The organism is Algoriphagus sp. AGSA1 (assembly GCF_021390545.1).
Lineage (GTDB): Bacteria > Bacteroidota > Bacteroidia > Cytophagales > Cyclobacteriaceae > Algoriphagus.
In genome coordinates this window covers 161,354-184,849 of the sequence record NZ_JAJUWR010000007.1, presented here as the reverse complement: position 1 = coordinate 184,849, position 23,496 = coordinate 161,354, and the positions used below count along the sequence as shown (strand labels likewise).

Sequence of the window (23,496 nt, the reverse complement as noted above, 5' to 3'; positions counted from 1 at the left end):
TAGCTCTTGATCGGACTAGAAATTGATCGCATCTTCGTAAATCATCTCAAGATTCTAATTCATGAATGTTTTTTATCTTGAAGATTAAACTAAACTTACTCAGTACGAGTTTTTAAACTTTAAACCCAAATTTGACGAATGACACCGACTAATAAACTCCCCAATCCAAGTATGGACGATTTGCTTCAAGCACTACAGGCAAAATATGACCAAGTAAAACTAGGAGGAGGTATTAAAAGGATAGAAAAAGAGCACGAAAAAGGAAAACTAACAGCCCGGGAGAGAATTGACTATTTGTGCGATAAGGAAACTGAGTTCTTAGAGATAGGTGCGTTTGTGGCAGATGGCATGTATGAAGAGGAGGGGGGCTGCCCTTCAGCAGGAGTGGTGACAGGAATAGGCTACGTGAGCGGAAGGATGTGTGTGATCGTTGCCAATGATGCCACGGTGAAGGCCGGGGCCTGGTTCCCCATGACTGCCAAGAAAAACCTCCGTGCCCAGGAGATAGCCATGGAAAATCGTCTGCCAGTGATTTACCTAGTTGATAGTGCTGGGGTATTTCTTCCTAAGCAAAATGAAATTTTCCCGGATAAAGAGCACTTTGGAAGGCAATTTAGGAACAATGCAAAAATGTCTGCAATGGGAATTGTACAAGTTGCCGCGATTATGGGAAGCTGTGTGGCAGGAGGGGCTTATCTGCCCATCATGTCTGACGAGGCGATGATTGTGGATAAAACAGGATCTATTTTTCTAGCCGGGTCTTACTTGGTGAAGTCCGCTATCGGTGAGACAATAGATAATGAAACGCTGGGTGGTGCTACCACGCATTGCGAGATTTCCGGAGTGACGGATAATAAATACGATACAGATCAGGATTGCTTGGATGCAATCCGTCGGATTTTTGATAAACTAGGCCATAATCCGAAAGCAGGTTTTGATCGTGCCGAATTACAAAAGCCGGGCATGGAAGGAAGAGAGCTTATTGCCTCGTTTCCAGTCGATCGAGTGAAACCCTATGATATGCTTCAGATCGTGAAGGGATTGGTGGATGCAGGAGATTTTGATGAATACAAGGAGGAATATGGCAAAACGCTGATTTGTGGAACTGGCAGAATCGAAGGTTGGGCAGTGGGAATAGTGGCCAATCAGCGTAAAATCGTGAAAAATGCCCATGGAGAAATGCAGATGGGAGGAGTGATCTACTCAGATTCTGCCGACAAAGCCGCACGTTTTATTATGAATTGCAACCAGCGTAAAATCCCTTTGGTTTTCTTACAGGACGTAAGTGGATTTATGGTAGGGAGCAAAGCAGAGCATGGAGGCATCATTAAGGACGGAGCCAAAATGGTCAATGCGATGGCTAATTCCGTAGTGCCAAAATTCACCTTTATCTTAGGAAACAGCTACGGAGCGGGGAACTATGCCATGTGTGGAAAAGCCTATGATCCACGACTGATCTATTCTTGGCCTACGGCCCAGATGGCAGTGATGTCTGGAGCGGCTGCGGCAAATACCTTGCTTCAGATCAAAGTCTCTGGGTTGAAAAAACAAGGAAAGGTGATCTCCCCAGAGGATGAACAGAGATTGCTCGGTGAAATCACCTCCAAATACAATGAAGAGTTGAGCCCCTATTATGCGGCTTCCAGACTATGGGTGGACGGGGTGATCGACCCTAGAGAGACCAGGAAAGTGATCAGTATGGGGATAGAAGCCGCAAATCATGCCCCTATCACGGAAAGATTTAATGTAGGTGTGATACAAACTTAGGCTTATATTTTGTATCTTATTTAATAGTTTTAACACGCTATCTGTATCCGTTTGACTATGAGTGAATTGACACCTGGAGAATTAGATGCTTTGGTTTCCCTTTTGGATGATTCTGACCGCGAAGTGAGAATGCATGTACGGGACAGAATCATCTCGCTGGGGAATGAAATAATTCCTTTTCTGGAGAAAAAATGGGAGAATAGTTTCAATCCGGATATTCAGAAAGAGATAGAGGAACTGGTGCATGATCTTCAGTTTTCACTACTCAAAGAACGCCTGATAGACTGGAGAGATACGGATGATCGGGATCTGCTGACCGGGCTATGGATCATCAATACTTATCAATATCCTGATTTGGAGTTTGCCAAGCTAAATGCGGAAATGCACCAGATTTATTTTGAAGTGTGGACTGCCTTTAAAAATGATCTCTCTCCCTATGAGCAGGTGAGGGCGATCAACAATGTGTTGTTCCAAACTCTTCGCTTTTCTGCCAACACCAAAAATTTCCATTCTCCCGCGAATAGCATGCTGTCCTCCGTGCTCGATTCCAAACGTGGAAATCCGCTGACCTTATGTTCTATTTATTTGCTCGTAGCAAAAAAATTGGGATTGCCTATATATGGCGTCAATCTGCCAAACTTATTCGTGTTGACGTACAAGTCCGCTGATATTACTTTTTATATAAATGCTTTCAACAAAGGATTGATCTTTAGCCGTACTGATATTTTCAACTACCTTGAGCAGTTGAAAATTGAGCCCAAGGATGAGTATTTTGAACCCTGTGCCCATCTACAGATTATGCTGCGCATGTTCCGCAATCTGGAAAATTCGTTTGAGAAGCTGGGAGAGACGGATAAGGTAAGGGAAATCAAGGAATTGATAGCCCTACTCAATACTCAGTAGGTACGGACATTGCAGCCTACAGCTCTAGCTTGACCGGGACTCGGATCTTCACCCTTGAGGATGGAATCCAGGGCTTTGTCCAGGTAGTGGGAAGATACTACACTTTCTGCTTGTGGATTGTTGTCTATAGCACCTCGATACAGTACCGTCCCCGCAGGAGAAAGTACGATCACTTCAGGGATTTTGGTGATTTTATAAAATTTAGCCAAGGTTTGGTTTTCATCGATCAGGTATGGGGTGTTGATGTTGGAGTTGTCTATATAGCTGCGCAGTGTCTTTTTGTTTTCCTCATCTGCGCTGACTTCTGGATTTACTAAAATAAAGTTAAATCCTTGACCCTGATATTTGCTTCGCAAGGCTACCAGACGGAATTCGTACATTTTTGCAAATGGACATGCTAAACTATGGAATACCAGGATTAATCCTTTGCCTTTTACTTCGCTTTGGATATTGATGGTTTTGCCTGTAACTGCATCTGTCAGATTAATAGTTTCAAGGCTTTGGGCCCAAAGGGTATGGCTCGCAGTGAATAGCAGGAGAAATACTAAGCTGTATTTTTTCATTTACCAGATAGTGTATGTAAGTACAACGTCCGAAATGACCCGGACTTGTACTGTGTAATGATGATCGGTATAATCCGTACCTCGGACTCTGCCTTTTATGGTTCCTGTCTTAGGATCAAATGGTTCTAAGAGTATGTTTTCTCTAAATGATACTCCTCGCTTTCCTTGGCACTTAAATATTGATTCTTTGGCAGACCACGCCATGGTGTAGTGCAGTGGGTCTGTTTCCAGAAAACCCAGTTCGGATTTGTCTAAAAAGCGGAACCCGATTTTCAGAATTTTCTCCCGTATCAAGTCCATGTCAATCCCTACGGGGATATCCCTATGATAAATTGCCCCGGCAAATCCCACGGTATGAGAAAGCGAAATATAGCCATGTCCGTTCATGGCCTGGGATTTTCCATGCTCATCTTTGAAAAAGCCAGGGTAAGGTACATGAAGCACATCCAAAGCATCCCGGATTGCCATGCGTGCTGTTGCCCATTCCCTTTTTTTCTCAGGGTGGGAAATGTTGGCATAAGCGAGTTTTTCCCTAAAGCTGAGGAAATCCAACCCACTTTCATCCTGAGTTTCGATAATCTTTATGGCCAAAGCCGAGGAAGTATCTATTTTTTCTATTTTTGTCTGCATAGGCCAGAAGGGCACCCTTAGTCTCCGTCCAATATATGTCAAAAATAGAAGTTAATAAATTACAAACACTAACAGGGCACAATGACTGTATCTATGCGTTGACAGAAGGCTGCGACCCTAGGTTTTTTTATACTGGTTCTGGAGATGGTATGGTGGTAGAATGGGATTTGGATAAACCAAAAGATGGCAAACTCATCGCCAGACTTCCACATTCTGTCTATGCATTGGCTGTAGATTCCCTTAGGAACCTGCTTTTCATCGGTCATAACTTTGAAGGTGTCCATGTCATAGACCTGAGTGAAAGCAAAGAAGTCTGGTCCTTGAAGCTGACAGATCAGGCGATCTTTGACATAAAAGTTTTTGGGGATGAGGCGTATGTAGGAACAGGAGATGGTGTATTGATCGTAGTGGATATCAGCTCCAGAAATATAAAAAAGCATATCAAGCTAAGTGATAAAAGTATCCGGGTCATGTCTCTGGCAAAGGATAAACGGCATCTTGCGATAGGGATGAGCGATCATACTATCAAGATACTTGACTTATCAGATGGATTTCGTCCCATTGCCAATTTGACCGGTCACACCAATTCTGTATTTGCACTTTCGTATTCACCAGATGAGACAGCATTGGCCAGTGCTGGCCGGGATGCACAGTTGAAATTCTGGGCAACTGACACTTACACTCTACAAGAAAACATCGTGGCACATATGTATGCCATTAATTATTTATATTTCAAAGAGGATGGAAATCTTTTGGTCACCTGTTCTATGGATAAATCCATCAAGATATGGGACCCATCCAAAAGACAACTCCTCAAAGTCATCGACAAAGCTAGAAATGCAGGTCATGGTACTTCCATCAATAAGGTACTTTGGAGCACCTATCAAGGCAATGTAATCTCTGTGTCTGATGACCGTACTATTTCTATTTGGCAAATCGAAGCGAACTAACCCATGAAGATCACACCTGCAGCCATTCGGCAAAAAACCTTTGAAATTGGTTTCAGAGGATTTGAGAAAAAAGAAGTAACCGTCTTTTTGGATGAAATAAGTGAAGTAGTAGATGCACTTCATAAGGAAAATATGGAGCTTAAGACAAAGCTTCAGAATACGGAGGCAGAAGCTAAGCGACTTAAAGACGTGGAGGAATCCCTGTTCCGTACACTGAAAACCGCCGAGGATACCGGTGCTGCTATTATAGTGGAGGCAAACGAAGCTGCGGATCTGATCATCGCAGATGCCAATGAGACTGCCGCAAATGCCACCAAGCATATAGATCAATTGGTGTCAGATTCCCGACGGCAGGCTGAAGAGCAAGCTGCGGCTATAATCGGTGCCGCCGAAACTAAGGCTAAGGAAACCATTGTTGAGCTGAGGGAAAGTATGCAGGGTTTGGTGAGATCTTACGAAGGACTTGCTGAGCAAAGAGAAGCGATGGTGAAAAGTCTCAAAAGAATAGCTCAGGATACGCTAAACCAAATTGACCTTTCGGAAGCACACTATACTAGGATAGATGCCAAGGCGCATGCACGGGCAATAGATGAACTCAGTAGGTCACAGACCTTTACTTTCGCAAATCTGGAAAACCTTGGGTATGATTTCGATGAACATGCGTTGGAAGAGGAAATTGAAGAAGTCAAGGACGTTGCGGAAAAAGCCGTAGAAGAACATGAGGTGATCGAGGAACAAAACGCAGAACCTGATTTGGAATTGGAAGAGTATGAAGAAGGACGGGAAGAACTGGAAAGAGAGGATACAAAGATGCAGCTTGAAGACGAGGTGCTTGAGGAGGATATAGATGAACTGGACGAGGAGAAGGAGAAACGAAGAAGTATGGAAAGCGGACAACAGGGTACTTCGCCCCAATATCCGGCTCATCCCAAAAACGATTCAGGATCATTTTTTGACCAGCTTGATTAATGGGGAAAGTAAGTCTAGAAGGGATAGAGTTTCATGCCTACCACGGAGCCTATCCGGAGGAAACAGTACTTGGCAACCGCTTCACTTTAGATTTGGAACTGGAAACAGACTTTCGGCAGGCCATGCTACACGATGATCTGAGTGCGACTGTGGATTATTCTAAGCTTTACAGGATCATTAAGGCTAGAATGGATGTGAGAGTAAAATTACTTGAACACTTAGGGCATATGATTGTCACCGATATTCTGGAAACGTATCCCAAAACCAGTAAAATCAGATTAACCTTAAAGAAGCATCACCCTGCATTGGGAGGGCTGGTCAATCACTCCTCAGTCCAAATTCAATATCCTGAAGATTATGCGTAGTTGTTTAGTTGTTTTTTTGATGCTCATCTGTGTTAGTGCGGTTAAGGCGCAGGGTGAAGCATATCAGTTTTTCACTTCGAAAGGTAAAAAGGTAGAGATGAAGCAAGTGCTGAAAAAAGCTGGTGAAGCAGAAGCTGTTTTCTTTGGAGAACTTCACAACAACAGTCTGGGACATTGGCTGCAGCTACAGGTACTGAAGGGAATGTATGACGAATATCAGGATTTAGTTGTTGGGTCGGAGATTTTCGAGCGGGAAGATCAGTTGAACCTGGATGAGTGGTTTGCTGATCATATCAGTGAGAGCAGTTTTGAATCTGAAGCCAAGCTCTGGAAAAACTATGCAATAGACTACCGCCCTCTGTTGCGTTTTTCCAAAGAGAAGGGACTGAAATTTATCGCTACCAATGTTCCCCGGAAATATGCCTCTCTTGTCAGCAAGAGAGGGCTGGAAGCTTTGGACTCTCTTTCCCCTCAAGCTAAAACCTACATAGCCAAACTGCCGGTGGAGGTGGATATGAGCTTGCCGGGATATGCTGCTATGAAGGAAATGATGCATGGTGCTCCGGGCAATCCGGAGTTTATGATTCAGGCACAGGCCTTAAAAGACGCGACTATGGCAGAGTCACTTTTTGCCCCGATTTCTGCCGGGAAAAAGATATTTCATATCAACGGTGCTTATCATTCCAAAGATGGGGAAGGGATACTTTGGTATCTGAAAAAAGAATTTCCTGATCTGAAAATTCTGAATATCCATATGGTGACTCAGGATCAGGTGGACAAGCTGGAGGATGAAAATTCAAAGGCAGGTGAAATCATCCTTGTACTTCCTAGCGATAGCCACATTACCTACTGATTTTGTATAACAAAGCTGAAACATCGAAAATCCGTACAGAGTTTTGGATTGCTTTTGGGCAATACATGAAGCCGATCCCCAATGCGGAAGGGCGAAGGATCAATTGGCCAAATTACAAGACGGGAGTCCGGAATATTTATTTTCGGATGAAAGCAGAGCGGGATTTTGCTTCTATAGGAATAGAATTAGGCCATTCAGACGAAGAGTTACAGGAATTGTATTTTGATCAGTTTAGTCTGTTCAGAAAAATGCTGGAAGGCACGCTAGAGGAAGAGTGGGAGTGGAAATTGCTGGATCAGAATGAATTCGGGCAGCCAGTGTCCAGGATAGAAAAGGTGCTTCCAAATGTAAACGTGATGAATCCGGATGATTGGCCGGAAATCATCTCTTTCCTCAAGCCTAGGATCATCGCATTGGATGAGTTTTGGGGTATAGTGAAGCCAGGGTTTGAGAGTTAAAACTCTTTCTTCACATAAACCAATTCTTCAATCGTCCGCACCCCATCCTCCGTCAGTGCTAGCCAAAGCTTGATTTCATCTCCTTCCCGCTTCATGGTCAATCCGTGAAAATAGACTGCGTTCTCCCCAACTTCGACCAAACGGAAAGTTGTCCACTTATCCTTTTCTTCCCAAGGGGTAAGATCTGCACTGAAATGTTTGAGTTTGAGTGAAAAAGTTTCACCCTCTTGGATGATGTTCATGAATTCAGAAAAAACCAGTTTGCCTTCACTCCAAAACCGGAAGGTGCCTACCATATGATCATCCACCGCAGGCATCCACACTTCTTCACAATCACCACCAAAGCCAGTTCCCGTCCAAAATCCTTCCAGCCAATTCAATTCAGAAACCTTGCCTTTGCCGGGCTCTTGGTCTTTTTCGAGTTGTTTGACCTGGGCAAAAGCTGAGGAACCAATAAAGAGCAAAATTGACCACAGGAATGTTATCTTCATAGTAGCGGTTTTAGACCCGATGAATTTATTAAAAAACCAGGGGAAAATCTACAGTAACTGAAAGCTAATTAAGTTTGGCTTTTGGCGAAGCAGGACAACTCTTCAATTTGCGTACAGTGTAAAAACCTCCGTGGACTCTGTGGTTACTTCACTATCACAAATCGTGACGCTTCGGGATCTCGGGATTCACAAAAGTAAATCCTCTGGCTTCATCTCCTTCAAAAAAATCGATCTGCATTCCCATCAAAAACATGTAATGCTTTTTCTCAATGAGAACAGGTATTCCCGCTAATTCAAACTTCTGGTCCTCAGCTTTAGGTTTGTCAAAACCCAAAGCGTAAGACATACCACCACATCCGCCCCCCTTCACGCCTACACGAAGATGATAGTCGGCAGGAATATTTTTGGTAGCCATGATGTTTTTGATCTCAGTCTCGGCTTTTTCGGTAATCTTAATGGGGATAATCATGCAGTGAAAATGTTTTTGGCAGGGAATTGGTTCGCCAGTTTACAAATTTACATTCCTCGAGTTTTCTATCGGGGATTAATTGTGCAAATTCGAGTTTAATCCCTAAAAATGGAATACGCAGTCGATTTATTGAAAATTCTTTTGCCAGCAGGCATCGTCCTTTATGGTATGTATCTCGTAGTAGTTTCTTTTCTTTCCAAAGAAAGAGAGAAAACACTGGTGGAACTGAAAACCCAAAACTCCCAGACGATCCTTCCAATCCGATTGCAGGCTGCTGAAAGGCTCTGTCTTTTTCTGGAGCGGATTACTCCCAATAATTTGGTGCGCCGATCCAATCCTGGAGGATTGACTTCGGGAGAACTCCACTCCCTTCTGCTGGCTGAAGTCCGAGAGGAATTCAACCATAATTTCTCCCAGCAAGTATATTTCTCTGAGGAAACCTGGGAAGCAGTGAAAAGAGCCGTGGAAGAGGTGACCACCATCATCAACCAAAGCAGACACATTCTCAATGAAGAGGCTACTGGAGTGGATATGGCAAAAGCAATATTTGCCCAGGCACTGGACAGAAAGAACGATTTGATAGGATATGCGTTGAAACAAGTGAAATCCGAGATACAGATTTACTTTTGAAAATGAGCTCATTCAAGTCTAAAACCTATGCTACTATCGATAATGCCAAAACACTTTTTGGCAAGCAGGTAGATATGCTGATTAAGCAAAAGGATAAGGTCACAGAACTGATCGCAGGGGTAGGAAATAAGATTGCGAGAGCAGGGGACAATACAAGGGTGAAAAAGCTTATCGAACCCGTCTCTGTGTTTATCCGAATGATCAAGGCGCATTTCAATGGTACGCACAAACTCACTAACAGTACGTTGGGACTAGTTTTATTGGCTCTTGTTTACTTTGTGTCTCCCCTTGACATCATTCCTGATTTTCTTGGCGTAATTGGTTTTGCTGACGATTTGAGTGTTGTTTTGGCTGTGTATGCCAAAGTAAAGGACGAGATCGACGTTTTTTTAGATTGGGAAAGAACTCAAGTCTAAACGGGGCTGTTACTTGGCAAAATCTTTAGTAATGCAAGAACAACAAACTTTAGTAATATCTCCCGAACTCATTGCGTCCTCCCAAACATATCTGGAATACAGGGAAATGATAGATGGGCTTTTGGGACAAAATAAAACTACTGGGATCAATCACTCCGAAAGCTACCTCAACTATACAAGAATGAATGTACAGCGGATGAACCGCTGGGACAAGACGGTGAAAATTTCAGCGGAACTCGATAAGATCGTGTCCTCTATTTCTTCCCCTCAGATCTGGCTGGTCATCACGGAAGCTTGGTGTGGGGACGCTGCCCAGAGTATCCCGTTTATTGCAAAGCTGGCCAGCTTAAGCCCTCTTATTCAACTTAGATTTGTGCTGCGGGATGAAAATCCAGAACTGATGGACGCATACCTTACTGGGGGGGCGAGGTCGATTCCGATTTTAATTGGCCTGAATGGAGATCTCAGTAAAGAGCTTTTTGTATGGGGCCCAAGGCCGGAGTTTCTTCAGAACCGACTGAAAGCATATAAACTGGATCCTCAAAATATTACCCCGAAAGAATTTGCTGATGGCACACATCTGTGGTACGCCAGAGATAAAAACAAAGCGATTGCAGAGGAACTGACACCGCTAATTGCTTCAACTAAATGAAAATAGCTCTACTATCAGGCACTTCAGGGATGGTTGGAATGCAAATCCTCCATCATCTGCTACAGAATCCTGATTATGATTTTGTGCTTTCCCTAGGTCGAAGAAAACTCGCACTGAAGCATCCAAAATTGGTGCAAATAGAAGGGGATATGAAGAGTTTAAGCCAGTTGGATTGGGAGGGCAAAGTGAGATCCCAGAGCCTGGGAGGGGAGTACAATTCTCTAGTGGAGTGCTTAAATGAAAAGTCTGCTCAGGTACATGCGTTTTCTTCTCTCGGAACGACTATCAAGCAGGCAGGTTCAAAGGAGAACTTCTATGCCATAGATCATGATTTGGTTATAAAATTTGCTAGATGGGCAAAAGAGCTCGGAGCTTCCAAATTCCTCTATGTTTCCTCCTCTGGAGCCGATGCGGACTCAGCTATTTTTTATAGTCAGACCAAGGGTAAAACCGAAGATGATCTGAAATTGATTGGTTTTGATTATTTGGGGCTGTTCAGACCTTCCTTATTATTGGGAAATAGAAATGAATTCAGGTTTGGAGAACAAGTGGCGACTATCATGATGAAGCCACTTGTATGGCTTAAGTTGTTTAAAAACATCCGTCCGATCTATGACTATCAGGTAGCAAAAGCATTAGTAAAAACTGCCCTGGCTCAAAAATCTAAATCCGTTGAGATCATATCTTCTGGAGAAATGCAAGACCTAAGCAAATGATAGTAGTAATTCAAAGAGTCTCTGAAGCTTCCGTGAAAATAAGTGGGATAGTCAAAGCCGAAATAGGGATTGGCCTGATGATTTTGCTGGGTGTGGAAGATGCGGATACAGAGGAAGATATCTCCTGGCTGTCGAAGAAGATCGTGAATCTGAGGATTTTCCCTGACGAAAATATGGTAATGAATAAAAGTCTATTGGATATAGCCGGTGAGATATTGCTGATCTCACAGTTTACACTACATGCAAGTACGAAAAAGGGGAATAGGCCTTCTTACATCAAAGCGGCAAAACCGGAAATCGCAATTCCCATGTATGAGAAGATGATCATCTCTTTGGAATCAGAATTAGGCAAATCCATAGGTACAGGGGAATTCGGAGCGGATATGAAAGTTTCCCTAGTGAATGATGGGCCGGTGACTATCCTGATAGATAGTAAGAATAGGGTGTGAGGGGTATAAGTTTTCCGGTTTTCCAAGTTTACAATATGTATATCCGCTTTTCTGCCAGTAAAACAATAAATACATCATAGGATTCTGAAAACACTAGCTCAAGGCCTCTTCCGTCTTCGGTTTCCTGTCCTTCACTCAGTAAAGAAAATATCGTTACTGGCGTCAATGCGGATAATCACATTTTATAATCTGTCAATCTGAACATTTTGAAATCTCTTTTAACAATCTCTTCCGCACAAGTTCTCACAAAAGGAAAACAAGTTTTCGAATCACTTGATTTCAATTGGGAAGATGGTCAGCAGTGGTCGGTAATTGGCAATTCCGGAGCAGAGCTTACCGCATTAATAGAAACCATTCGAGGGAATGCAGTGGTGCCAAAAGGGGAGATAGCCCGTCCGTTTGCAAAGGATTATACTGAAGAAAAAACCCAAGCGGGCGAGATCAACTCCTTTCGGGATCTGATCGCATATGTGTCCCAGCGTTATGAAATCCGCAATAAATCCAATCAGCAGAACTTTTATTTCCAGCAGAGATTCAATTCCTCAGAATCAGATGAGACCGCCACGGTCCGGGAATATTTATCCAAAGTGAAAGCTAAAGTTACAGGGCCTTGGAGCTTGCATAAAGTGACAGGATTGCTCAAGTTGGAGCACTTGCTGGACAAATCAGTTCTCCTGCTTTCCAATGGAGAAACCCGCCGTTTGGCTTTGGGATTGGGGCTGATGCGTCAACCTAGAATTTACCTCATGGATCAACCGATGACGGGTTTGGATGTAAAAAGCAGGGCAGAGTTTGGAGAGGTTTTGAAAGTGATCATTTCTGAAGGAGTCCATGTGTTGCTGACTACCTCGGCGAGTGAAATCCCCGAGGGAATTACCCATGTAGCTAAATTGGGAAATGCTGGAATTGTGGAGACTTGGCTGGCATCTGATTTTCATCTTACTGGAAATCAAGAGCGCAGATTGGCCTATGATTGGAAGCTGCTGGATATACTTTTACCAAAGACCCATAAGGATAACACTGAGGTAGTCCGTCTGGAAAATATCAACATCAAATATGGAGAAAAGCAGATTCTAAAAGATCTTAATTGGACAGTGAGATCGGGTGATCGATGGCTTCTCAAAGGGGCTAATGGCTCTGGGAAATCCACTTTGATCAGTTTGCTTATCGGGGAAAACCCCCAAGCCTATTCCCAGAATTTCTGGCTTTTTGGGCATAAACGGGGAACAGGAGAGAGTATCTGGGATGTGAAACGTCCTACAGGTTTTGTGGCGCCCGAGCTCAGCCGGTTCTTTCCTGCTAATCAGACGTGTAGAAAAGTAATTCTATCGGGGCTTTTTGATACCATGGGTTTATTCAAAAAGGTCAGTCCTGAGCAAGAAGCTTTAGCCGGGAGATGGATGGCGTTATTTCATCTTGAAGCGGTAGAGAATATTCCAATTAACCGACTTTCGTTGGAAAACCAGCGCTGGACTCTGCTGGCCCGGGCACTGATAAAGCAACCCAAACTTCTGATCCTCGATGAGGCATCCCAAGGGATGGATGAGTTTCAGCGCAGACTTTTCAAAGACACCGTGCAGCAAATCTGCGATCGGAGTGCCATTACCTTGATCTATGTCAGCCACTATGCGGAGGATGTGCCTGAGGCGGTGGAGAAGGTGATAGAGTTGGATTAGTGGTATTTAAAATTAATAGCAGGATTAAAAAGAAAATTTAATGGATATGGATGGATATGATTTTTTCATTGGCTTATGCTTTATTCTTATATCAATTATTATTTTCATTATTCAGTTTAGGGATAATGCCTTTAGTAGGAAAGGTTTTACTGGTGGGGATGTTAAAATATTTTGTGCTGGAGTAGTAGCTTTATTGGGAGGGCTATATTTAATTATTGCAGCATTATAAGGATTGTTTCCATGTTTTTTTTGATAAAAAAATGGTTTTAAAGGAAGTCCGGTTGCTGGTTTTTTGATGTTGAAACTTTAACTTTTTACTAAGCGAAAGCTATGTGTCGAAAATACATCTATGGAGACCGATAGGAGATCAAAATATGTGCCCTGAAAGGGCTCAATATCCAGCGATGGGTGTAGCCCATCGACATTGGTTCGTCAACATTTGGTTCACAGCCCTGCAAGGGCGGAATCAAATCATTACCCCCATACATACCTCTCATCATATTCCACCTTATATTTTTTTAAAAAAGCCCTGTATTCATCTTGGAAGGATTTGCGTTTGTGATGTTCCCGCTGGTTTTGGATATAATGAATGACCGTATCAGTCTGACTTGGATTAACTGAAAATGCACCGTATCCATCTTGCCAATAAAAATTATTCAATTCATCCGCTCGTTTTTTCATCCATTTGGAAGAATCCGTTTTTAATTCCTCCAGCAATTTCGCCATGCTCATATTCTTATTCAGGAGGCAAAGAATATGTACATGGTCTAAATAGCCTCCAACCTGAATCGGTGGACAGTCTAAGGCTTTACAAACTCCACCGAGGTATTTGAAAAGATCGTCTTCATATTCTTCGGTAATAAATGGATGTCTGTTTTTAGTGCTATAAATAATGTGCACATAATTTTTCACGAGCGATTGTCCCATAGCTATTGCGCCCCTTCAGGGCTTTATAGTTGCAAACCACTTAATTCTTGCAACGGCCTGACGACCGTTACTTAGTTATTATGCCCCTTCAGGGCTGGTGAATATAATATTTTCTGATCGGGATTTGTAATGTTCAACAGGTTACCTTGTAGTGAATGGCTGTTATTGATAAACCAGTTTGATTTTTGAGAGTGCCTGAAAGGACACAAAAGACGTTGGAGATGTAGGTTTGCGAGGAAATAAACTAAGGGCGTGGAATGTTTGTCATGTTCAGCCCTGAAAGGGCTCAATACCCAGCGATGGGCGTAGCCCGTCGATATTGATTAATCCATCATCAAAAAGGTCTTAGCCCTGAAAGGGCGTAATCAAAAACGGAGCTCATTCATGCTTTCAATTATCAAATGTAGCATACTATTTAACTTGCACCTTCACCCCTTCAAACATCACCTCATTCTCACTCACTCTCAATTCCTTTCCACTCGAAGTAGTCACATTCTTTAAGCTGACTTCCTTGGATAAGATATAAGGGAATTTCTCTTGGTAAGAATCATCTTTCCTTTGTGGGTTGAAATTGCCGAAAATAGCTGGGCCGGGATAATGCTCAGGATGATTGGAGTCTTCGATTCGTAGGTTTTCAATGATGATCTGTTCTGGCATATAGCAGGTATAGCCAAAGTCATGCTGACCGGAATTGGATCCGCTGATCAGGGAAGCGCTGACTGGCCTGCCTGCTGCGGGTACGAAAGTACAGTCTCTAATAATCAATTTCCCTTCCCATGTACTGCCATAATCCGGCCGTAGGTTGATCAGGTTTCTGCCTCGGATTTCCGAGTTTTCCACAGTGAAGGTTCCAGTGCCGATGGCATTGATCCCCATGTGCCCAAGTGTGGAGTTGCGGATGGAGGCATTTGCCACTCCCATATGTGCATCAAAGCGGGATAAGGTACATTTATCAAAAAGCAGGTTTTTGCTGAAATTGGATCCCATGATGCCCCAGAAGGTACGGTCATCGATGTCGTTGGTTTGCTTGCAGTTGATAAAGGATACGTTTAAAGCTTTGTTCACGATAATATCATAGGATCCCATGGAAACCGTGGTTCCTGCTCTGCCGATGGTCTGGTAGGTTTTATGCCCTGTTAAGGTGGTGTTCTGGACGGTTACGTTAGTACAGTTACTAATATTTAAGAATCCATTGTAGGGAGCTCCCTGATCTCCTTCGCCAGTAATTTTATGTTCTAACCCATCAATTACCACATTGGATCTCTCTATGGAGATGTTTCTACTATAATAGTTGTACTGGGATTCTTCCTGATTGGCAATCGTGGTAAAGCGACCGCCTGTGATCTTTAGTGTTTGATTATCGATAGGAAGAATGGCCATTTCCGTGATCTGGTCAAAATCCCAGATGATAGGCGTGTTCATATCCACGTTTCCATTTTTATCGATCAGAAAAATATCCGTCTGAGATGTGCCATTGTTCACATTGGGGCCAAAACGAATGTATCTTTTCGTGTTTGAATCAGTGACAGTGATCAATGCCGGCCCCGGTAATTTCAAATCGACATTCCCCTGATTTCTTTTCATTGAACTTATGGTCTTCACCTTGTAAGGTTCCAGACTGGAACTGACCAGGAAAACAGGCGCGGTCCGATTTTCAGCCTCCCTGTCATCCACGATAAAGGATGCTTCACCAAAATCTGTATCGGTCTGGATTATCACGGTGAGCTCTTTTCCTCCAATGTAGTAAGTGGCTCCCTTGTCAGCTTTTACCGGCAGTCTATTTTCATTTGCAAATCTATGTGCTGCGGCGATGGCATCTATGTCATCTGTCTTGCCATCTCCTTTGGCACCAAAGTCACTGTACCGAACTGTTTCCGAATTGATCAATTTGGAGTTTGGTGTTGATGAACAGAACTGGATTTTTTCAGGAATTGCCGCGAAAATAAAATGTAGAATTAGGATGTAATAGATCATCTTGGGCTGAATAAATTAAATGCAATGAGGTCATTAAGATGCAATTAATTATGGGGATTTGAAACAGTACAAAGACATGGGTCGTCCGAAGAGTAATAAAATATAACAAAAGCCGAACTGCATACGATGATATTTCGTATTTTTGTTAATAACATTTAAATATATGAAAGTCACTGCTTTAATTGAAGATGAATTGATCCAAGATGTGATGGAGGTCTCTGGAGCCAAAAACATTACTGAAGCGTTGAGGATAGCACTTCGGGACTATTTATCCCGAAAGAAATTACTTGAATTGGCTGATCAAATTGTCGCTGAACCAATAGCTTTCACGTATGGTGCTGACAAATTGAGAGAAACCAATCAGCAATGAAGCAGGTTCTTGTCGATACCTCAGTGTGGATAGAGTTTCTAAAAGGTAATCAGGATTTTTTCGCTCCGATGATTGATTTGATGGAGAAAGGCGAAATATATTCTTTGGAATTGATCTTTGCCGAGTTACTTCAAGGGGTAAAGAATACCAGAGAATTAAATTTGATCAAAGATTTCTATAGACAACTTCGGATTTTGGATCAGCCGGGATTGATTTTTGAGTCTGGAGATTTTTCTAGAAAAGGGGGATTGATCAATCGTGGAATAGGATTGATTGATGCAGTAATCATTCATTCAGCTGAAAGATTTGGGTTGGAGATTTGGACTCTTGATCGCAAGATCTTAGCTTTTTCGGGTTATAACAGAATTTATAAACCGTAGTTGACTTCAGTGCAAGGGGATACTACAGACTATTTTTTGAAAGATTTGCTTGGCACAGAAAGCAGATTTCATTTTTAGCGTCCCTTTGAGATTCTCCTATCAACCGGTTTTTTGGCTAGTTGGTAGTATTCCTTTTGATTTTTTGGAAATCATTTCCTAACTCATAAGAAAGCCCTCAGCCTTATGACAAGCAGAAGATTATTTCTCCAAAAACTCAGTGCAGGAGTTGCCATTCCAAGCCTAGTTTCCTTTAATTCTCCGACCCAGGTTACTTCGAAATCAATAAACCACTTTCTGCAAGGAGAGGCATTTTGGGGTGATTTACGTAAAAAATTCCCCTTACAGAACAATAGGGTTTACTTGAACAACGGAACCTTTGGGCCATCTCCAACTGTGGTCTTGGAAGCTTTGCAAAATTCCTTTGTCGAGACAAATATCAGTGGAGAATATGGTCATATTGGGTCAGAGCGTGAGAAATTGGCTGCTTTTGTGGGAATCAAAACTTCGGAGATTTCACTTACCCATAATACTACTGAGGGGATTAATATTATGGTTTGGGGGCTTCCGTTGCAAGCCGGAGATGAGGTGATTATCACCTTCCATGAGCATGTTGGGAATGCACTGCCTTGGTTGAATCGGGCAAAATTACATGGAATTGTATTGAAGCCTTTTGAGCCCAAAGCTACTCAAGCTGAGAATCTGGATTTGATCAAAAGCCTGGTGACCTCCAAAACCAAAGTGATCGCAATACCACATGTCACTTGCACTGCAGGGTTGGTTTTTCCTATCAAAGAGATTTCTGCTTTTGCGAGAAGTAAAGGGATATTTACTGCGATCGATGGAGCACATGGAGCTGGAACATTCGATCTGAACTTGAAAGAGCTGGGTTGTGACTTATATGCAAGCAGCTATCATAAATGGGTATTGGGACCAAATGGAACAGGCTTTCTATATGTGGGGGAGGAGATTTTAGAGCAGATCCAAGCTTATCAGGTTGGGGCGTATTCTGATTTGGGGTGGGATATGCATCAAAACCCGCCAGAGTTCAAAGGCTATGTGCCTACTGCGCATAGATTTGACTATGGCAGCCAAAGTTTGCCAATGATACGGGGTGCTGTAGCGGCTGCTAATTTCCATGTAGAGATAGGGAAAGGGAGAATAGAAAGTAGAGTAAGGGAGCTAAATCAATACTTGTTTGAAGGACTTGCTGAAATGGATTCTCAGCTGGATATTTTAAGTCCACAAGAGCAAGAATCCCGTATTAGTATGGTTACTTTCAAACCGAAGAATATGGATTACCAGCAAGCTGCCGGTTTGATCAGTCAGCAAGGTTTTCGGATCCGCCAAGTCCCCGAGAGTAAACTGGATGCGATCCGAATTTCCACTCATATCTACAACAGCAAGGAGGAAATAGACAGTTTTCTAGAAGTGACTAAAAATGTGTTGGTTTAAGGTTTTTGCTTTTTCTTCAGCCTCTAGAAATCTAAACTGGCTAATTGCCATGATTAAATCGAGCGGTAAGGGTCTGTCAAATGGGAATTGAATGGCTCCCTTGGAAGTCACATAGCCCTTAAGTTCTTTTTTGAACTCACTTACACCGCTATTGGTAGGGTAAAAGCCAATGTGCTTTTTAGCTGCTGCAAAATAAACCAACACCTCAGTGGTCTTGTACGCAGGCATACTGTAGCTGATGACTTCTTTGGCTTTAGGGATAGATTTCAAGATAATCGCCCGCATTTGCTCTAGCTTTTCTCTCACTTCAGGAGGGTGCCAGCCGAGGTATTCTTCTACGGAGGATGGTTTAGGGTTCATCATTTTAGAGGGGCTAGATTTTCGTCATTAGACTTATGATTGAAGAAGATAAGGTTCCCTATATCCAGGGGTCAAAATGCCACCTTATTCCAGTTTATCCGCAGCAGGAACCAATTTAGCACTCAAATCCGGGTTTTCCATATCCTTGTCCAATGGAAACATGGGACGGTTGATACGCTTGTAGCCAAGACGTTCCAGATCCTGATCTACTCCGCCCGGAGTCAAGGCCATGATCCAATCTGCCCGCATATCATACAATTCAGGAACGAGGTAACCGATTTTGACCACCACGATATCAGCTTCTCTTGGATTTAACCCAAGGTTGGTGAAGTCACTTTCGTTATGATAAGGCTTACGTTTTTTGGTGACGATCACATGCACCGAGCCTGCTCTCACGACAACTTCAACTTCTGCTGCCCCATCCCCTTCCTTGATCGCTTCAACAGTGCCTTTTAGCGTCACAGGAGGAGCAAATCTATCATCGATCGCTGCTCCTGCCGTCCCTTCGACTTTAGCTCCCACGCCAGCTGCAATCGCCTTTTCTACAAACTCAGGGCCGGGAATAGATGCATAAATCAATGTGGGCCCATTCTCCGATTTAAATTCAGGTCTTTTCAGGATTTCAGTCAACGTCCAAGTCACATCGCCTGCACCACCGGCAGTGGGATTATCGCCCATATCAGAAATCAAAAATGGTTTTTTTTCACTGGCAATTGCCATGTCCAGACTTTCTTTCAAGGAAGCCACTGGAGCTACAAATTCGAATTCATTACGAACATCCCAGAAGCTCTTTGCCAATTCCTCAGCTGATTCTGTCACGGTTTTTTCATCATCGCCGGTCACCATTACTACGGCATGGTTTCTAGGTTCATCTGCCCATGCATAGCCAATCCAGATAGCGGCATCGATCACACCTTCCTTTTTGGTTATGGGATCTACTTTTGCATAGAGGCTTTTACCTGGATCAATTCTCGTACTGGTCTTTTCGCCAGGAAGCAATATAGGGACAGGTATCCAAGCTTTATAGGCAGGCTTTCCCTTTCCGCTTTCGAGGCGATCCAGAAGATTTTCTACCGCTCTTTGTTTTGATTCCAGCGCATCCTCATGAGGTGCCATTCTGTAGCAAGTGATCAAATCCGTATTTTCTGCAAGTCTCCAAGATACATTCCCGTGCAGATCCATGGAGGTAGAAATCAATGTTTTGGGACCAACAACATCCCGTACCCGAATGATGAAATCTCCCTCCGGATCATCCAATCCGACCACGCTCATCGCTCCATGGATATCAAAGAAAAGGCCATCATAAGGCAAGTTTTCTTTTAGCATGTCCAGCGTTTTCCCGACCAATTCTTCGTATGCTTCACGGGTCACTATGCCACCTGGAATAGCATGGCCTCGAAGTGTCGGAAACCAATCGGCCCTGCCACGGTTCTCTGAAGTAGAATCCAAAAAAGGGTAATAATTGAAAATGTCAGTGCCAACTCTGGTCCGGAAGGCGGCCACATCAGAAGTAGCAGGAGAGAATGTGCTGGATTCTATAGCCAAGCCTGCGATGGCTATTCTGGGAAGCGATTGTGATTCTTCTTTGGGAGAACAGGATATTAAAACTGAAATGAGACAAAGATGTGCGATTAGATTTCTCATAGTTGTAGTGATGTGGTCGTACAAAGTGTGATAGGTAAATCACAGCTTTCAATTTAAGCCATCATCTCCAGACATTCATGATTTTTTTTAAGAACGGCGTTATTCTAAGTCTAGAATTTTTTAAAAGAAATTTTATTTGTTGTTGCGTGGATTTGCTAAAACCTGCGTGGTATGTGCGAACCTATCCAGCCAGCCCCGGTGATCTTTCCTGATGAAGGTCACCATGACGGTCCCGAAAAACCAGATAGCCAAGAAAAGCAGGTAAAGGAATAAATACAGCCTGTCGTCAAATCTTGTATCAATGAGGAATTTGGAAATCTCACCAACCAAGAAAGGAAGAATCAAAAATATACCGTACCTGGCTAAGAGATCCTTATAGGTCAGCTTGAGACCATCCATTCTTATGATCCGAATCCCGAGAAGCTTCTTCCCAATGGTTTGTCCATTGCTGATTTTGCTTACAAATACGAAATAGAAGAAAATCAGACCGACTTTCATCAATGATAACACCCAAATATTGTCACTAAGCCCCTCTATGATATAGGAAGTGAATAAAATCACCAGTAGTGAGTCCACAAAAATCGCTAAAAAACGCTGTGTCAAGGTGACTTCTGTTTGATTCAGCAGAGGTTTACTTGATACATTGGGTAAAATGTCAGAATATCTTGCGATCACAAAACCAATGAAACACCCAAAAGTATTGGTGATCAAATCATCTACTTCGAAATGCCTATACCTGCATGGATACAATCCATAAAGAGCTGTCAACTGGGTGATTTCAAAAAAAAGCGAGGTGAGGAAACCAATCAAAGTGGCTATAGCGGCATTTTTGATTTGGAAGAGGTATTTAAGAAAAAAACCTAGAGGCATTAATAGCAAAACATTGAATGTTGTCACCATAAAGGCATTGCTTCTTACAATGCTAAAAAGAGAGATATTGCCTCGAACCTCCCGAAATGTGTCTTTTACAAAGCGAAAAGGGAAAAAACTCGGGATCAATTTTCCAATCCTCCGTTCACAAAATCCTTCTGTAATCTCCGGGAGGGGAAGAACAGTCAGAAAAAAAGCAGTCATCGCATAAAACGAGAAAATGTAGAATACCACGCTTCTGTCAACCTGTACATAGCCGATTTTTCTGTACTGGATATAGACAAACGGGACAATGCTCAGTAGAGCCACAAAAGGGAAATAAATAATTGAAGTCCGTATTGCTTCAAAATAGTTGTTCATGCTCTAGTTATTGGCTTCAATGGAATGCTGTGGTTTATGATGCTTCCCTGTTAAAAAAAATAATTTCACAATAACCGATCCTTTTGGGCATAAATTCATAGAATAAAGCATTGTTAGATTGTTAATTTTGGCTAAACATATTCTCACCTATGAAATCGAGCATGTCGAAAACGACACACAGGGAGGTGATTATTCACCGTGCGAGATTCCATGTGACCATAAAGATTCAAAATATAATCACATGAAAAGCGATATCACCATAGCAGATGCTCAGAAGCAGGTTGATCATTGGATCAAAACTGTTGGCGTAAGATACTTCAATGAATTGACCAATATGACCATCCTGATGGAGGAAGTAGGGGAACTGGCCAGAATCATGTCCAGGGTCTACGGGGAACAATCCTTTAAAGAATCTGATAAAGGCAAAGACCTCGGGGATGAAATGGCTGATGTGCTGTGGGTTCTCATTTGCTTGGCTAATCAAACTGGGGTAGATCTGACAGAGGCGATGAAGAAAAACTTTGAGAAGAAAAATATCCGGGATATTTACAGGCACAAGAACAACCAGAAGCTTAAGTAGCAGCTTTTTCAATTCTTAATGCGTGAAACAGGAATTGCCAGCAAAATGGAGGAGGACCATCTAAATAGTCTGGATTGTAAAAATCAGAGTTGGCTATCAAGCCAACTCTGATACCTTATACAACTTCTGTCCATACGGAAACTGAGCCTGGTCCACAGTGGAATTTTGCCCACCCTGATTCATCCACCCACACTTCATCATGGATTTTTCCTAACACATCTTTAAAGCTTCTACCGGCATATCTTGTCCCGATTTCCATGGAAATGGTGGCGCCATCGCTGGTGGACATTACTACGGCGCATCCTCCATGCTCGTCATTTCCTGTCCTGGTCCACCCAATTGCAGTTGCGGATTCGAAGTAGTCCCGCTGTGTTCCGAATGCGAAGTCTTTGCGGACATAGAGCATAGGCTCTAATTCGTCCACCCGGTTGATGAAAATCTCATAATCTTGCCCATCATCTCCTTTATCCCAATAGCTTGCTCCAAACAAATCTGGATAGAATACGCATGGATAGCCATCTTGGCGCAACAAAATCATTGCATAAGCTAATGGTTTAAACCAAGATTCTACAGGAGCTTCCAAGGCTTGAAGGGGCTGTGTGTCGTGGTTATCGACTAGTGTCACTGCAAGTTCCGGAGAGTGCGATACCAATGTTTTATCAAAAATCTGGCGTAAATCATACCCACTTCCTGAATTAGAGGCTATATGGAAATTATGTTGCAATGCCGAATCGAATAGGCTCATCGTGCCCTCAGTAGCATCGATGTACCGAGTAAGTAGATCCAGATGTCCAGGAGCCCAATATTCTCCTACTGCAAATATGTTTTTCCCGATCCGTTCCCTTAGAAAATGCAGGAACTCTTTGAAATACCATGGAGGGATATGCTTCACGGCGTCCAATCGTACTCCGTCGTAATAGGTCAATTCATGAAGCCATGTAGCATACTTGAGAAGCTCATCACGGACTGCAGGATTTCTGAACTCTATGTCACAAAACATCAAGAAATCATAGTTTCCTTTTTCGCTATCGATCATTTCCTCCCAATCATCTCCGTATTCACTCATAAGATTGAATATCCCGTGCTCTTGATTGCGGTGGTCATAATCTACTCCACTGAAGCAATGCTTATCCCAGATAAAATCAGAGTATCTGCCATTTCTTCCAGGGAAAATAAAGCGTGTGAAAGATTCTATTTCGTAAGGCTCTGAGATGTTTTCCAGCCGGTTTGCTTCATTCACTTTTACTACATGCATCAATTCTGGTTCGTCTCCACCAGCTTTGTGGTTGAAAACAAAATCAACAATCACTTGTACTCCTCGATCATGTAGTGCTTGGGTAGCTTCTATGAATTCGTCTTTGGTGCCGTATTTAGTTCTTACGCTTCCTTTTTGGTCAAATTCTCCCAAGTCAAATAGGTCATAGGAATCATACCCCACACTCATGCCCCCAAGTTGTCCTTTGGAAGCTGGAGGCAGCCATACACTGGTGATTCCTAGATATCCCAGATATTCTGCTTTTTCTTTTACCTCTTTCCAAAGGGTATCTTCTGGAGAATACCAATGGAAAAATTGCATCATCGTACCGTTTTTCATAGCTAAAAGTGGATTGGTTGGTGGTCAA

General features: G+C 42.8%; 28 protein-coding genes. 18 read left to right on the top strand and 10 right to left on the bottom strand.

Annotated features, from left to right (window positions below):
• Nucleotides 1-171: 171 nt before the first annotated feature.
• Entirely contained in the window at nucleotides 172-1,767 is a 1,596-nt protein-coding gene (locus LZF95_RS07360) for an acyl-CoA carboxylase subunit beta (protein ID WP_233754356.1), read from the top strand.
• Between the two features lie 57 nt (nucleotides 1,768-1,824).
• Entirely contained in the window at nucleotides 1,825-2,670 is an 846-nt protein-coding gene (locus LZF95_RS07355; RefSeq protein ID WP_233754330.1) for a transglutaminase-like domain-containing protein, read from the top strand.
• On the opposite strand, the gene LZF95_RS07350 is transcribed toward LZF95_RS07355, so the two are convergent.
• Both LZF95_RS07350 and LZF95_RS07345 read right to left on the bottom strand, forming a co-directional pair.
• The gene (locus tag LZF95_RS07350; RefSeq protein ID WP_233754329.1) at nucleotides 2,664-3,233 is read right to left on the bottom strand and encodes a redoxin domain-containing protein; all 570 of its coding nucleotides are present in this window, start codon (nucleotides 3,231-3,233) and stop codon (nucleotides 2,664-2,666) included. The two genes, LZF95_RS07355 and LZF95_RS07350, sit on opposite strands and share 7 nt — an antisense overlap.
• Nucleotides 3,234-3,863, bottom strand: coding sequence for a 4'-phosphopantetheinyl transferase superfamily protein (locus LZF95_RS07345; RefSeq protein ID WP_233754328.1), 630 nt, complete (start codon nucleotides 3,861-3,863; stop codon nucleotides 3,234-3,236).
• A 35-nt stretch (nucleotides 3,864-3,898) separates the two neighbouring features.
• On the opposite strand from LZF95_RS07345, the gene LZF95_RS07340 reads away from it, so the two are divergent.
• The 5 genes from LZF95_RS07340 to LZF95_RS07320 are packed head-to-tail and all read left to right on the top strand — an operon-like array spanning nucleotide 3,899 to nucleotide 7,458.
• Nucleotides 3,899-4,813, top strand: coding sequence for a WD40 repeat domain-containing protein (locus tag LZF95_RS07340; RefSeq protein ID WP_233754327.1), 915 nt, complete (start codon nucleotides 3,899-3,901; stop codon nucleotides 4,811-4,813).
• Nucleotides 4,814-4,816: 3 nt separating this feature from the next.
• Nucleotides 4,817-5,782, top strand: a complete 966-nt coding sequence (locus tag LZF95_RS07335; RefSeq protein WP_233754326.1) for a DivIVA domain-containing protein — start codon at nucleotides 4,817-4,819, stop codon at nucleotides 5,780-5,782.
• Entirely contained in the window at nucleotides 5,782-6,147 is a 366-nt protein-coding gene (gene folB, locus LZF95_RS07330; RefSeq protein ID WP_233754325.1) for a dihydroneopterin aldolase, read from the top strand. Before LZF95_RS07335 ends, folB begins: the two co-directional genes overlap by 1 nt.
• Entirely contained in the window at nucleotides 6,140-7,000 is an 861-nt protein-coding gene (locus tag LZF95_RS07325) for a ChaN family lipoprotein (RefSeq protein ID WP_233754324.1), read from the top strand. The genes folB and LZF95_RS07325 overlap by 8 nt, the downstream gene beginning before the upstream one ends.
• A 2-nt stretch (nucleotides 7,001-7,002) precedes the next feature.
• A complete protein-coding gene (locus tag LZF95_RS07320; protein ID WP_233754323.1) occupies nucleotides 7,003-7,458 on the top strand; it encodes a DUF4268 domain-containing protein in 456 nt (151 codons plus the stop codon).
• Here LZF95_RS07320 and LZF95_RS07315 read toward each other — a convergent pair.
• Together LZF95_RS07315 and LZF95_RS07310 are read right to left on the bottom strand one after the other, a co-directional pair.
• Nucleotides 7,455-7,949 (bottom strand): DUF6265 family protein, encoded by a 495-nt coding sequence (locus tag LZF95_RS07315; protein WP_233754322.1) that lies wholly within the window; start codon nucleotides 7,947-7,949, stop codon nucleotides 7,455-7,457. The genes LZF95_RS07320 and LZF95_RS07315 overlap by 4 nt on opposite strands.
• Before the next feature lie 154 nt (nucleotides 7,950-8,103).
• Nucleotides 8,104-8,418 (bottom strand): iron-sulfur cluster assembly accessory protein, encoded by a 315-nt coding sequence (locus LZF95_RS07310; protein ID WP_233754321.1) that lies wholly within the window; start codon nucleotides 8,416-8,418, stop codon nucleotides 8,104-8,106.
• A 108-nt stretch (nucleotides 8,419-8,526) separates the two neighbouring features.
• Here LZF95_RS07310 and LZF95_RS07305 point away from each other — a divergent pair, with 108 nt between their 5' ends.
• The 7 genes from LZF95_RS07305 to LZF95_RS07275 all read left to right on the top strand — a co-directional run bounded on the left by LZF95_RS07305 (nucleotide 8,527) and on the right by LZF95_RS07275 (nucleotide 13,186).
• Nucleotides 8,527-9,048, top strand: coding sequence for a hypothetical protein (locus LZF95_RS07305; RefSeq protein WP_233754320.1), 522 nt, complete (start codon nucleotides 8,527-8,529; stop codon nucleotides 9,046-9,048).
• A gap of 2 nt (nucleotides 9,049-9,050) precedes the next feature.
• Nucleotides 9,051-9,464, top strand: a complete 414-nt coding sequence (locus tag LZF95_RS07300) for a YkvA family protein (RefSeq protein ID WP_233754319.1) — start codon at nucleotides 9,051-9,053, stop codon at nucleotides 9,462-9,464.
• Between the two features lie 31 nt (nucleotides 9,465-9,495).
• The gene (locus LZF95_RS07295) at nucleotides 9,496-10,116 is read left to right on the top strand and encodes a thioredoxin family protein (RefSeq protein WP_233754318.1); all 621 of its coding nucleotides are present in this window, start codon (nucleotides 9,496-9,498) and stop codon (nucleotides 10,114-10,116) included.
• The gene (locus tag LZF95_RS07290) at nucleotides 10,113-10,832 is read left to right on the top strand and encodes an NAD-dependent epimerase/dehydratase family protein (protein ID WP_233754317.1); all 720 of its coding nucleotides are present in this window, start codon (nucleotides 10,113-10,115) and stop codon (nucleotides 10,830-10,832) included. Before LZF95_RS07295 ends, LZF95_RS07290 begins: the two co-directional genes overlap by 4 nt.
• Complete coding sequence (gene dtd / locus LZF95_RS07285) at nucleotides 10,829-11,281, top strand: D-aminoacyl-tRNA deacylase (protein WP_233754316.1); 453 nt, start codon at nucleotides 10,829-10,831, stop codon at nucleotides 11,279-11,281. Before LZF95_RS07290 ends, dtd begins: the two co-directional genes overlap by 4 nt.
• A gap of 206 nt (nucleotides 11,282-11,487) precedes the next feature.
• On the top strand, nucleotides 11,488-12,957 hold the full coding sequence (locus tag LZF95_RS07280) for an ATP-binding cassette domain-containing protein (protein WP_245405093.1): 1,470 nt from the start codon (nucleotides 11,488-11,490) through the stop codon (nucleotides 12,955-12,957).
• A 46-nt stretch (nucleotides 12,958-13,003) separates the two neighbouring features.
• Nucleotides 13,004-13,186 (top strand): hypothetical protein, encoded by a 183-nt coding sequence (locus LZF95_RS07275; RefSeq protein ID WP_233754315.1) that lies wholly within the window; start codon nucleotides 13,004-13,006, stop codon nucleotides 13,184-13,186.
• Between the two features lie 245 nt (nucleotides 13,187-13,431).
• Here the strand turns inward: LZF95_RS07275 and tnpA are convergent, their stop codons facing one another.
• Together tnpA and LZF95_RS07265 are read right to left on the bottom strand one after the other, a co-directional pair.
• Nucleotides 13,432-13,884, bottom strand: coding sequence for an IS200/IS605 family transposase (gene tnpA, locus LZF95_RS07270; protein WP_233754314.1), 453 nt, complete (start codon nucleotides 13,882-13,884; stop codon nucleotides 13,432-13,434).
• A 411-nt stretch (nucleotides 13,885-14,295) separates the two neighbouring features.
• The gene (locus LZF95_RS07265) at nucleotides 14,296-15,858 is read right to left on the bottom strand and encodes a hypothetical protein (RefSeq protein WP_233754313.1); all 1,563 of its coding nucleotides are present in this window, start codon (nucleotides 15,856-15,858) and stop codon (nucleotides 14,296-14,298) included.
• A 163-nt stretch (nucleotides 15,859-16,021) separates the two neighbouring features.
• Here LZF95_RS07265 and LZF95_RS07260 point away from each other — a divergent pair, with 163 nt between their 5' ends.
• The 3 genes from LZF95_RS07260 (at nucleotide 16,022) to LZF95_RS07250 (ending at nucleotide 18,060) form a co-directional block, all read left to right on the top strand.
• Entirely contained in the window at nucleotides 16,022-16,228 is a 207-nt protein-coding gene (locus tag LZF95_RS07260; RefSeq protein WP_233754312.1) for a type II toxin-antitoxin system VapB family antitoxin, read from the top strand.
• The gene (locus LZF95_RS07255) at nucleotides 16,225-16,608 is read left to right on the top strand and encodes a PIN domain-containing protein (RefSeq protein WP_233754311.1); all 384 of its coding nucleotides are present in this window, start codon (nucleotides 16,225-16,227) and stop codon (nucleotides 16,606-16,608) included. Before LZF95_RS07260 ends, LZF95_RS07255 begins: the two co-directional genes overlap by 4 nt.
• A 183-nt stretch (nucleotides 16,609-16,791) precedes the next feature.
• Nucleotides 16,792-18,060, top strand: a complete 1,269-nt coding sequence (locus tag LZF95_RS07250) for an aminotransferase class V-fold PLP-dependent enzyme (protein WP_233754310.1) — start codon at nucleotides 16,792-16,794, stop codon at nucleotides 18,058-18,060.
• Here the strand turns inward: LZF95_RS07250 and LZF95_RS07245 are convergent.
• The 3 genes from LZF95_RS07245 to LZF95_RS07235 all read right to left on the bottom strand — a co-directional run bounded on the left by LZF95_RS07245 (nucleotide 18,031) and on the right by LZF95_RS07235 (nucleotide 21,294).
• Entirely contained in the window at nucleotides 18,031-18,423 is a 393-nt protein-coding gene (locus tag LZF95_RS07245) for an iron chaperone (RefSeq protein ID WP_233754309.1), read from the bottom strand. The two genes, LZF95_RS07250 and LZF95_RS07245, sit on opposite strands and share 30 nt — an antisense overlap.
• An 81-nt stretch (nucleotides 18,424-18,504) precedes the next feature.
• Entirely contained in the window at nucleotides 18,505-20,064 is a 1,560-nt protein-coding gene (locus tag LZF95_RS07240; protein ID WP_233754308.1) for a M81 family metallopeptidase, read from the bottom strand.
• A gap of 132 nt (nucleotides 20,065-20,196) precedes the next feature.
• The gene (locus LZF95_RS07235; RefSeq protein ID WP_233754307.1) at nucleotides 20,197-21,294 is read right to left on the bottom strand and encodes a VanZ family protein; all 1,098 of its coding nucleotides are present in this window, start codon (nucleotides 21,292-21,294) and stop codon (nucleotides 20,197-20,199) included.
• A gap of 241 nt (nucleotides 21,295-21,535) precedes the next feature.
• Here LZF95_RS07235 and LZF95_RS07230 point away from each other — a divergent pair, with 241 nt between their 5' ends.
• Complete coding sequence (locus LZF95_RS07230) at nucleotides 21,536-21,874, top strand: nucleotide pyrophosphohydrolase (RefSeq protein ID WP_233754306.1); 339 nt, start codon at nucleotides 21,536-21,538, stop codon at nucleotides 21,872-21,874.
• Nucleotides 21,875-21,989: 115 nt separating this feature from the next.
• Here the strand turns inward: LZF95_RS07230 and LZF95_RS07225 are convergent, their stop codons facing one another.
• On the bottom strand, nucleotides 21,990-23,468 hold the full coding sequence (locus LZF95_RS07225; protein WP_233754305.1) for an alpha-amylase: 1,479 nt from the start codon (nucleotides 23,466-23,468) through the stop codon (nucleotides 21,990-21,992).
• Between the last annotated feature and the right edge of the window lie 28 nt (nucleotides 23,469-23,496).

Excerpts from the sequence above, each read along its gene's own strand:
- LZF95_RS07360 (WP_233754356.1), top strand. The coding sequence starts at position 172 with ATGGACGATTTGCTTCAAGCACTACAGGCAAAATATGACCAAGTAAAA.
- LZF95_RS07355 (WP_233754330.1), top strand. The coding sequence starts at position 1,825 with ATGAGTGAATTGACACCTGGAGAATTAGATGCTTTGGTTTCCCTTTTG.
- LZF95_RS07350 (WP_233754329.1), bottom strand. The coding sequence starts at position 3,233 with ATGAAAAAATACAGCTTAGTATTTCTCCTGCTATTCACTGCGAGCCAT.
- LZF95_RS07345 (WP_233754328.1), bottom strand. The coding sequence starts at position 3,863 with ATGCAGACAAAAATAGAAAAAATAGATACTTCCTCGGCTTTGGCCATA.
- LZF95_RS07340 (WP_233754327.1), top strand. The coding sequence starts at position 3,899 with ATGTCAAAAATAGAAGTTAATAAATTACAAACACTAACAGGGCACAAT.
- LZF95_RS07335 (WP_233754326.1), top strand. The coding sequence starts at position 4,817 with ATGAAGATCACACCTGCAGCCATTCGGCAAAAAACCTTTGAAATTGGT.
- folB (WP_233754325.1), top strand. The coding sequence starts at position 5,782 with ATGGGGAAAGTAAGTCTAGAAGGGATAGAGTTTCATGCCTACCACGGA.
- LZF95_RS07325 (WP_233754324.1), top strand. The coding sequence starts at position 6,140 with ATGCGTAGTTGTTTAGTTGTTTTTTTGATGCTCATCTGTGTTAGTGCG.
- LZF95_RS07315 (WP_233754322.1), bottom strand. The coding sequence starts at position 7,949 with ATGAAGATAACATTCCTGTGGTCAATTTTGCTCTTTATTGGTTCCTCA.
- LZF95_RS07310 (WP_233754321.1), bottom strand. The coding sequence starts at position 8,418 with ATGATTATCCCCATTAAGATTACCGAAAAAGCCGAGACTGAGATCAAA.
- LZF95_RS07305 (WP_233754320.1), top strand. The coding sequence starts at position 8,527 with ATGGAATACGCAGTCGATTTATTGAAAATTCTTTTGCCAGCAGGCATC.
- LZF95_RS07300 (WP_233754319.1), top strand. The coding sequence starts at position 9,051 with ATGAGCTCATTCAAGTCTAAAACCTATGCTACTATCGATAATGCCAAA.
- LZF95_RS07295 (WP_233754318.1), top strand. The coding sequence starts at position 9,496 with ATGCAAGAACAACAAACTTTAGTAATATCTCCCGAACTCATTGCGTCC.
- LZF95_RS07290 (WP_233754317.1), top strand. The coding sequence starts at position 10,113 with ATGAAAATAGCTCTACTATCAGGCACTTCAGGGATGGTTGGAATGCAA.
- dtd (WP_233754316.1), top strand. The coding sequence starts at position 10,829 with ATGATAGTAGTAATTCAAAGAGTCTCTGAAGCTTCCGTGAAAATAAGT.
- LZF95_RS07275 (WP_233754315.1), top strand. The coding sequence starts at position 13,004 with ATGGATGGATATGATTTTTTCATTGGCTTATGCTTTATTCTTATATCA.
- tnpA (WP_233754314.1), bottom strand. The coding sequence starts at position 13,884 with ATGGGACAATCGCTCGTGAAAAATTATGTGCACATTATTTATAGCACT.
- LZF95_RS07265 (WP_233754313.1), bottom strand. The coding sequence starts at position 15,858 with ATGATCTATTACATCCTAATTCTACATTTTATTTTCGCGGCAATTCCT.
- LZF95_RS07260 (WP_233754312.1), top strand. The coding sequence starts at position 16,022 with ATGAAAGTCACTGCTTTAATTGAAGATGAATTGATCCAAGATGTGATG.
- LZF95_RS07255 (WP_233754311.1), top strand. The coding sequence starts at position 16,225 with ATGAAGCAGGTTCTTGTCGATACCTCAGTGTGGATAGAGTTTCTAAAA.
- LZF95_RS07250 (WP_233754310.1), top strand. The coding sequence starts at position 16,792 with ATGACAAGCAGAAGATTATTTCTCCAAAAACTCAGTGCAGGAGTTGCC.
- LZF95_RS07245 (WP_233754309.1), bottom strand. The coding sequence starts at position 18,423 with ATGATGAACCCTAAACCATCCTCCGTAGAAGAATACCTCGGCTGGCAC.
- LZF95_RS07240 (WP_233754308.1), bottom strand. The coding sequence starts at position 20,064 with ATGAGAAATCTAATCGCACATCTTTGTCTCATTTCAGTTTTAATATCC.
- LZF95_RS07235 (WP_233754307.1), bottom strand. The coding sequence starts at position 21,294 with ATGAACAACTATTTTGAAGCAATACGGACTTCAATTATTTATTTCCCT.
- LZF95_RS07230 (WP_233754306.1), top strand. The coding sequence starts at position 21,536 with ATGAAAAGCGATATCACCATAGCAGATGCTCAGAAGCAGGTTGATCAT.
- LZF95_RS07225 (WP_233754305.1), bottom strand. The coding sequence starts at position 23,468 with ATGAAAAACGGTACGATGATGCAATTTTTCCATTGGTATTCTCCAGAA.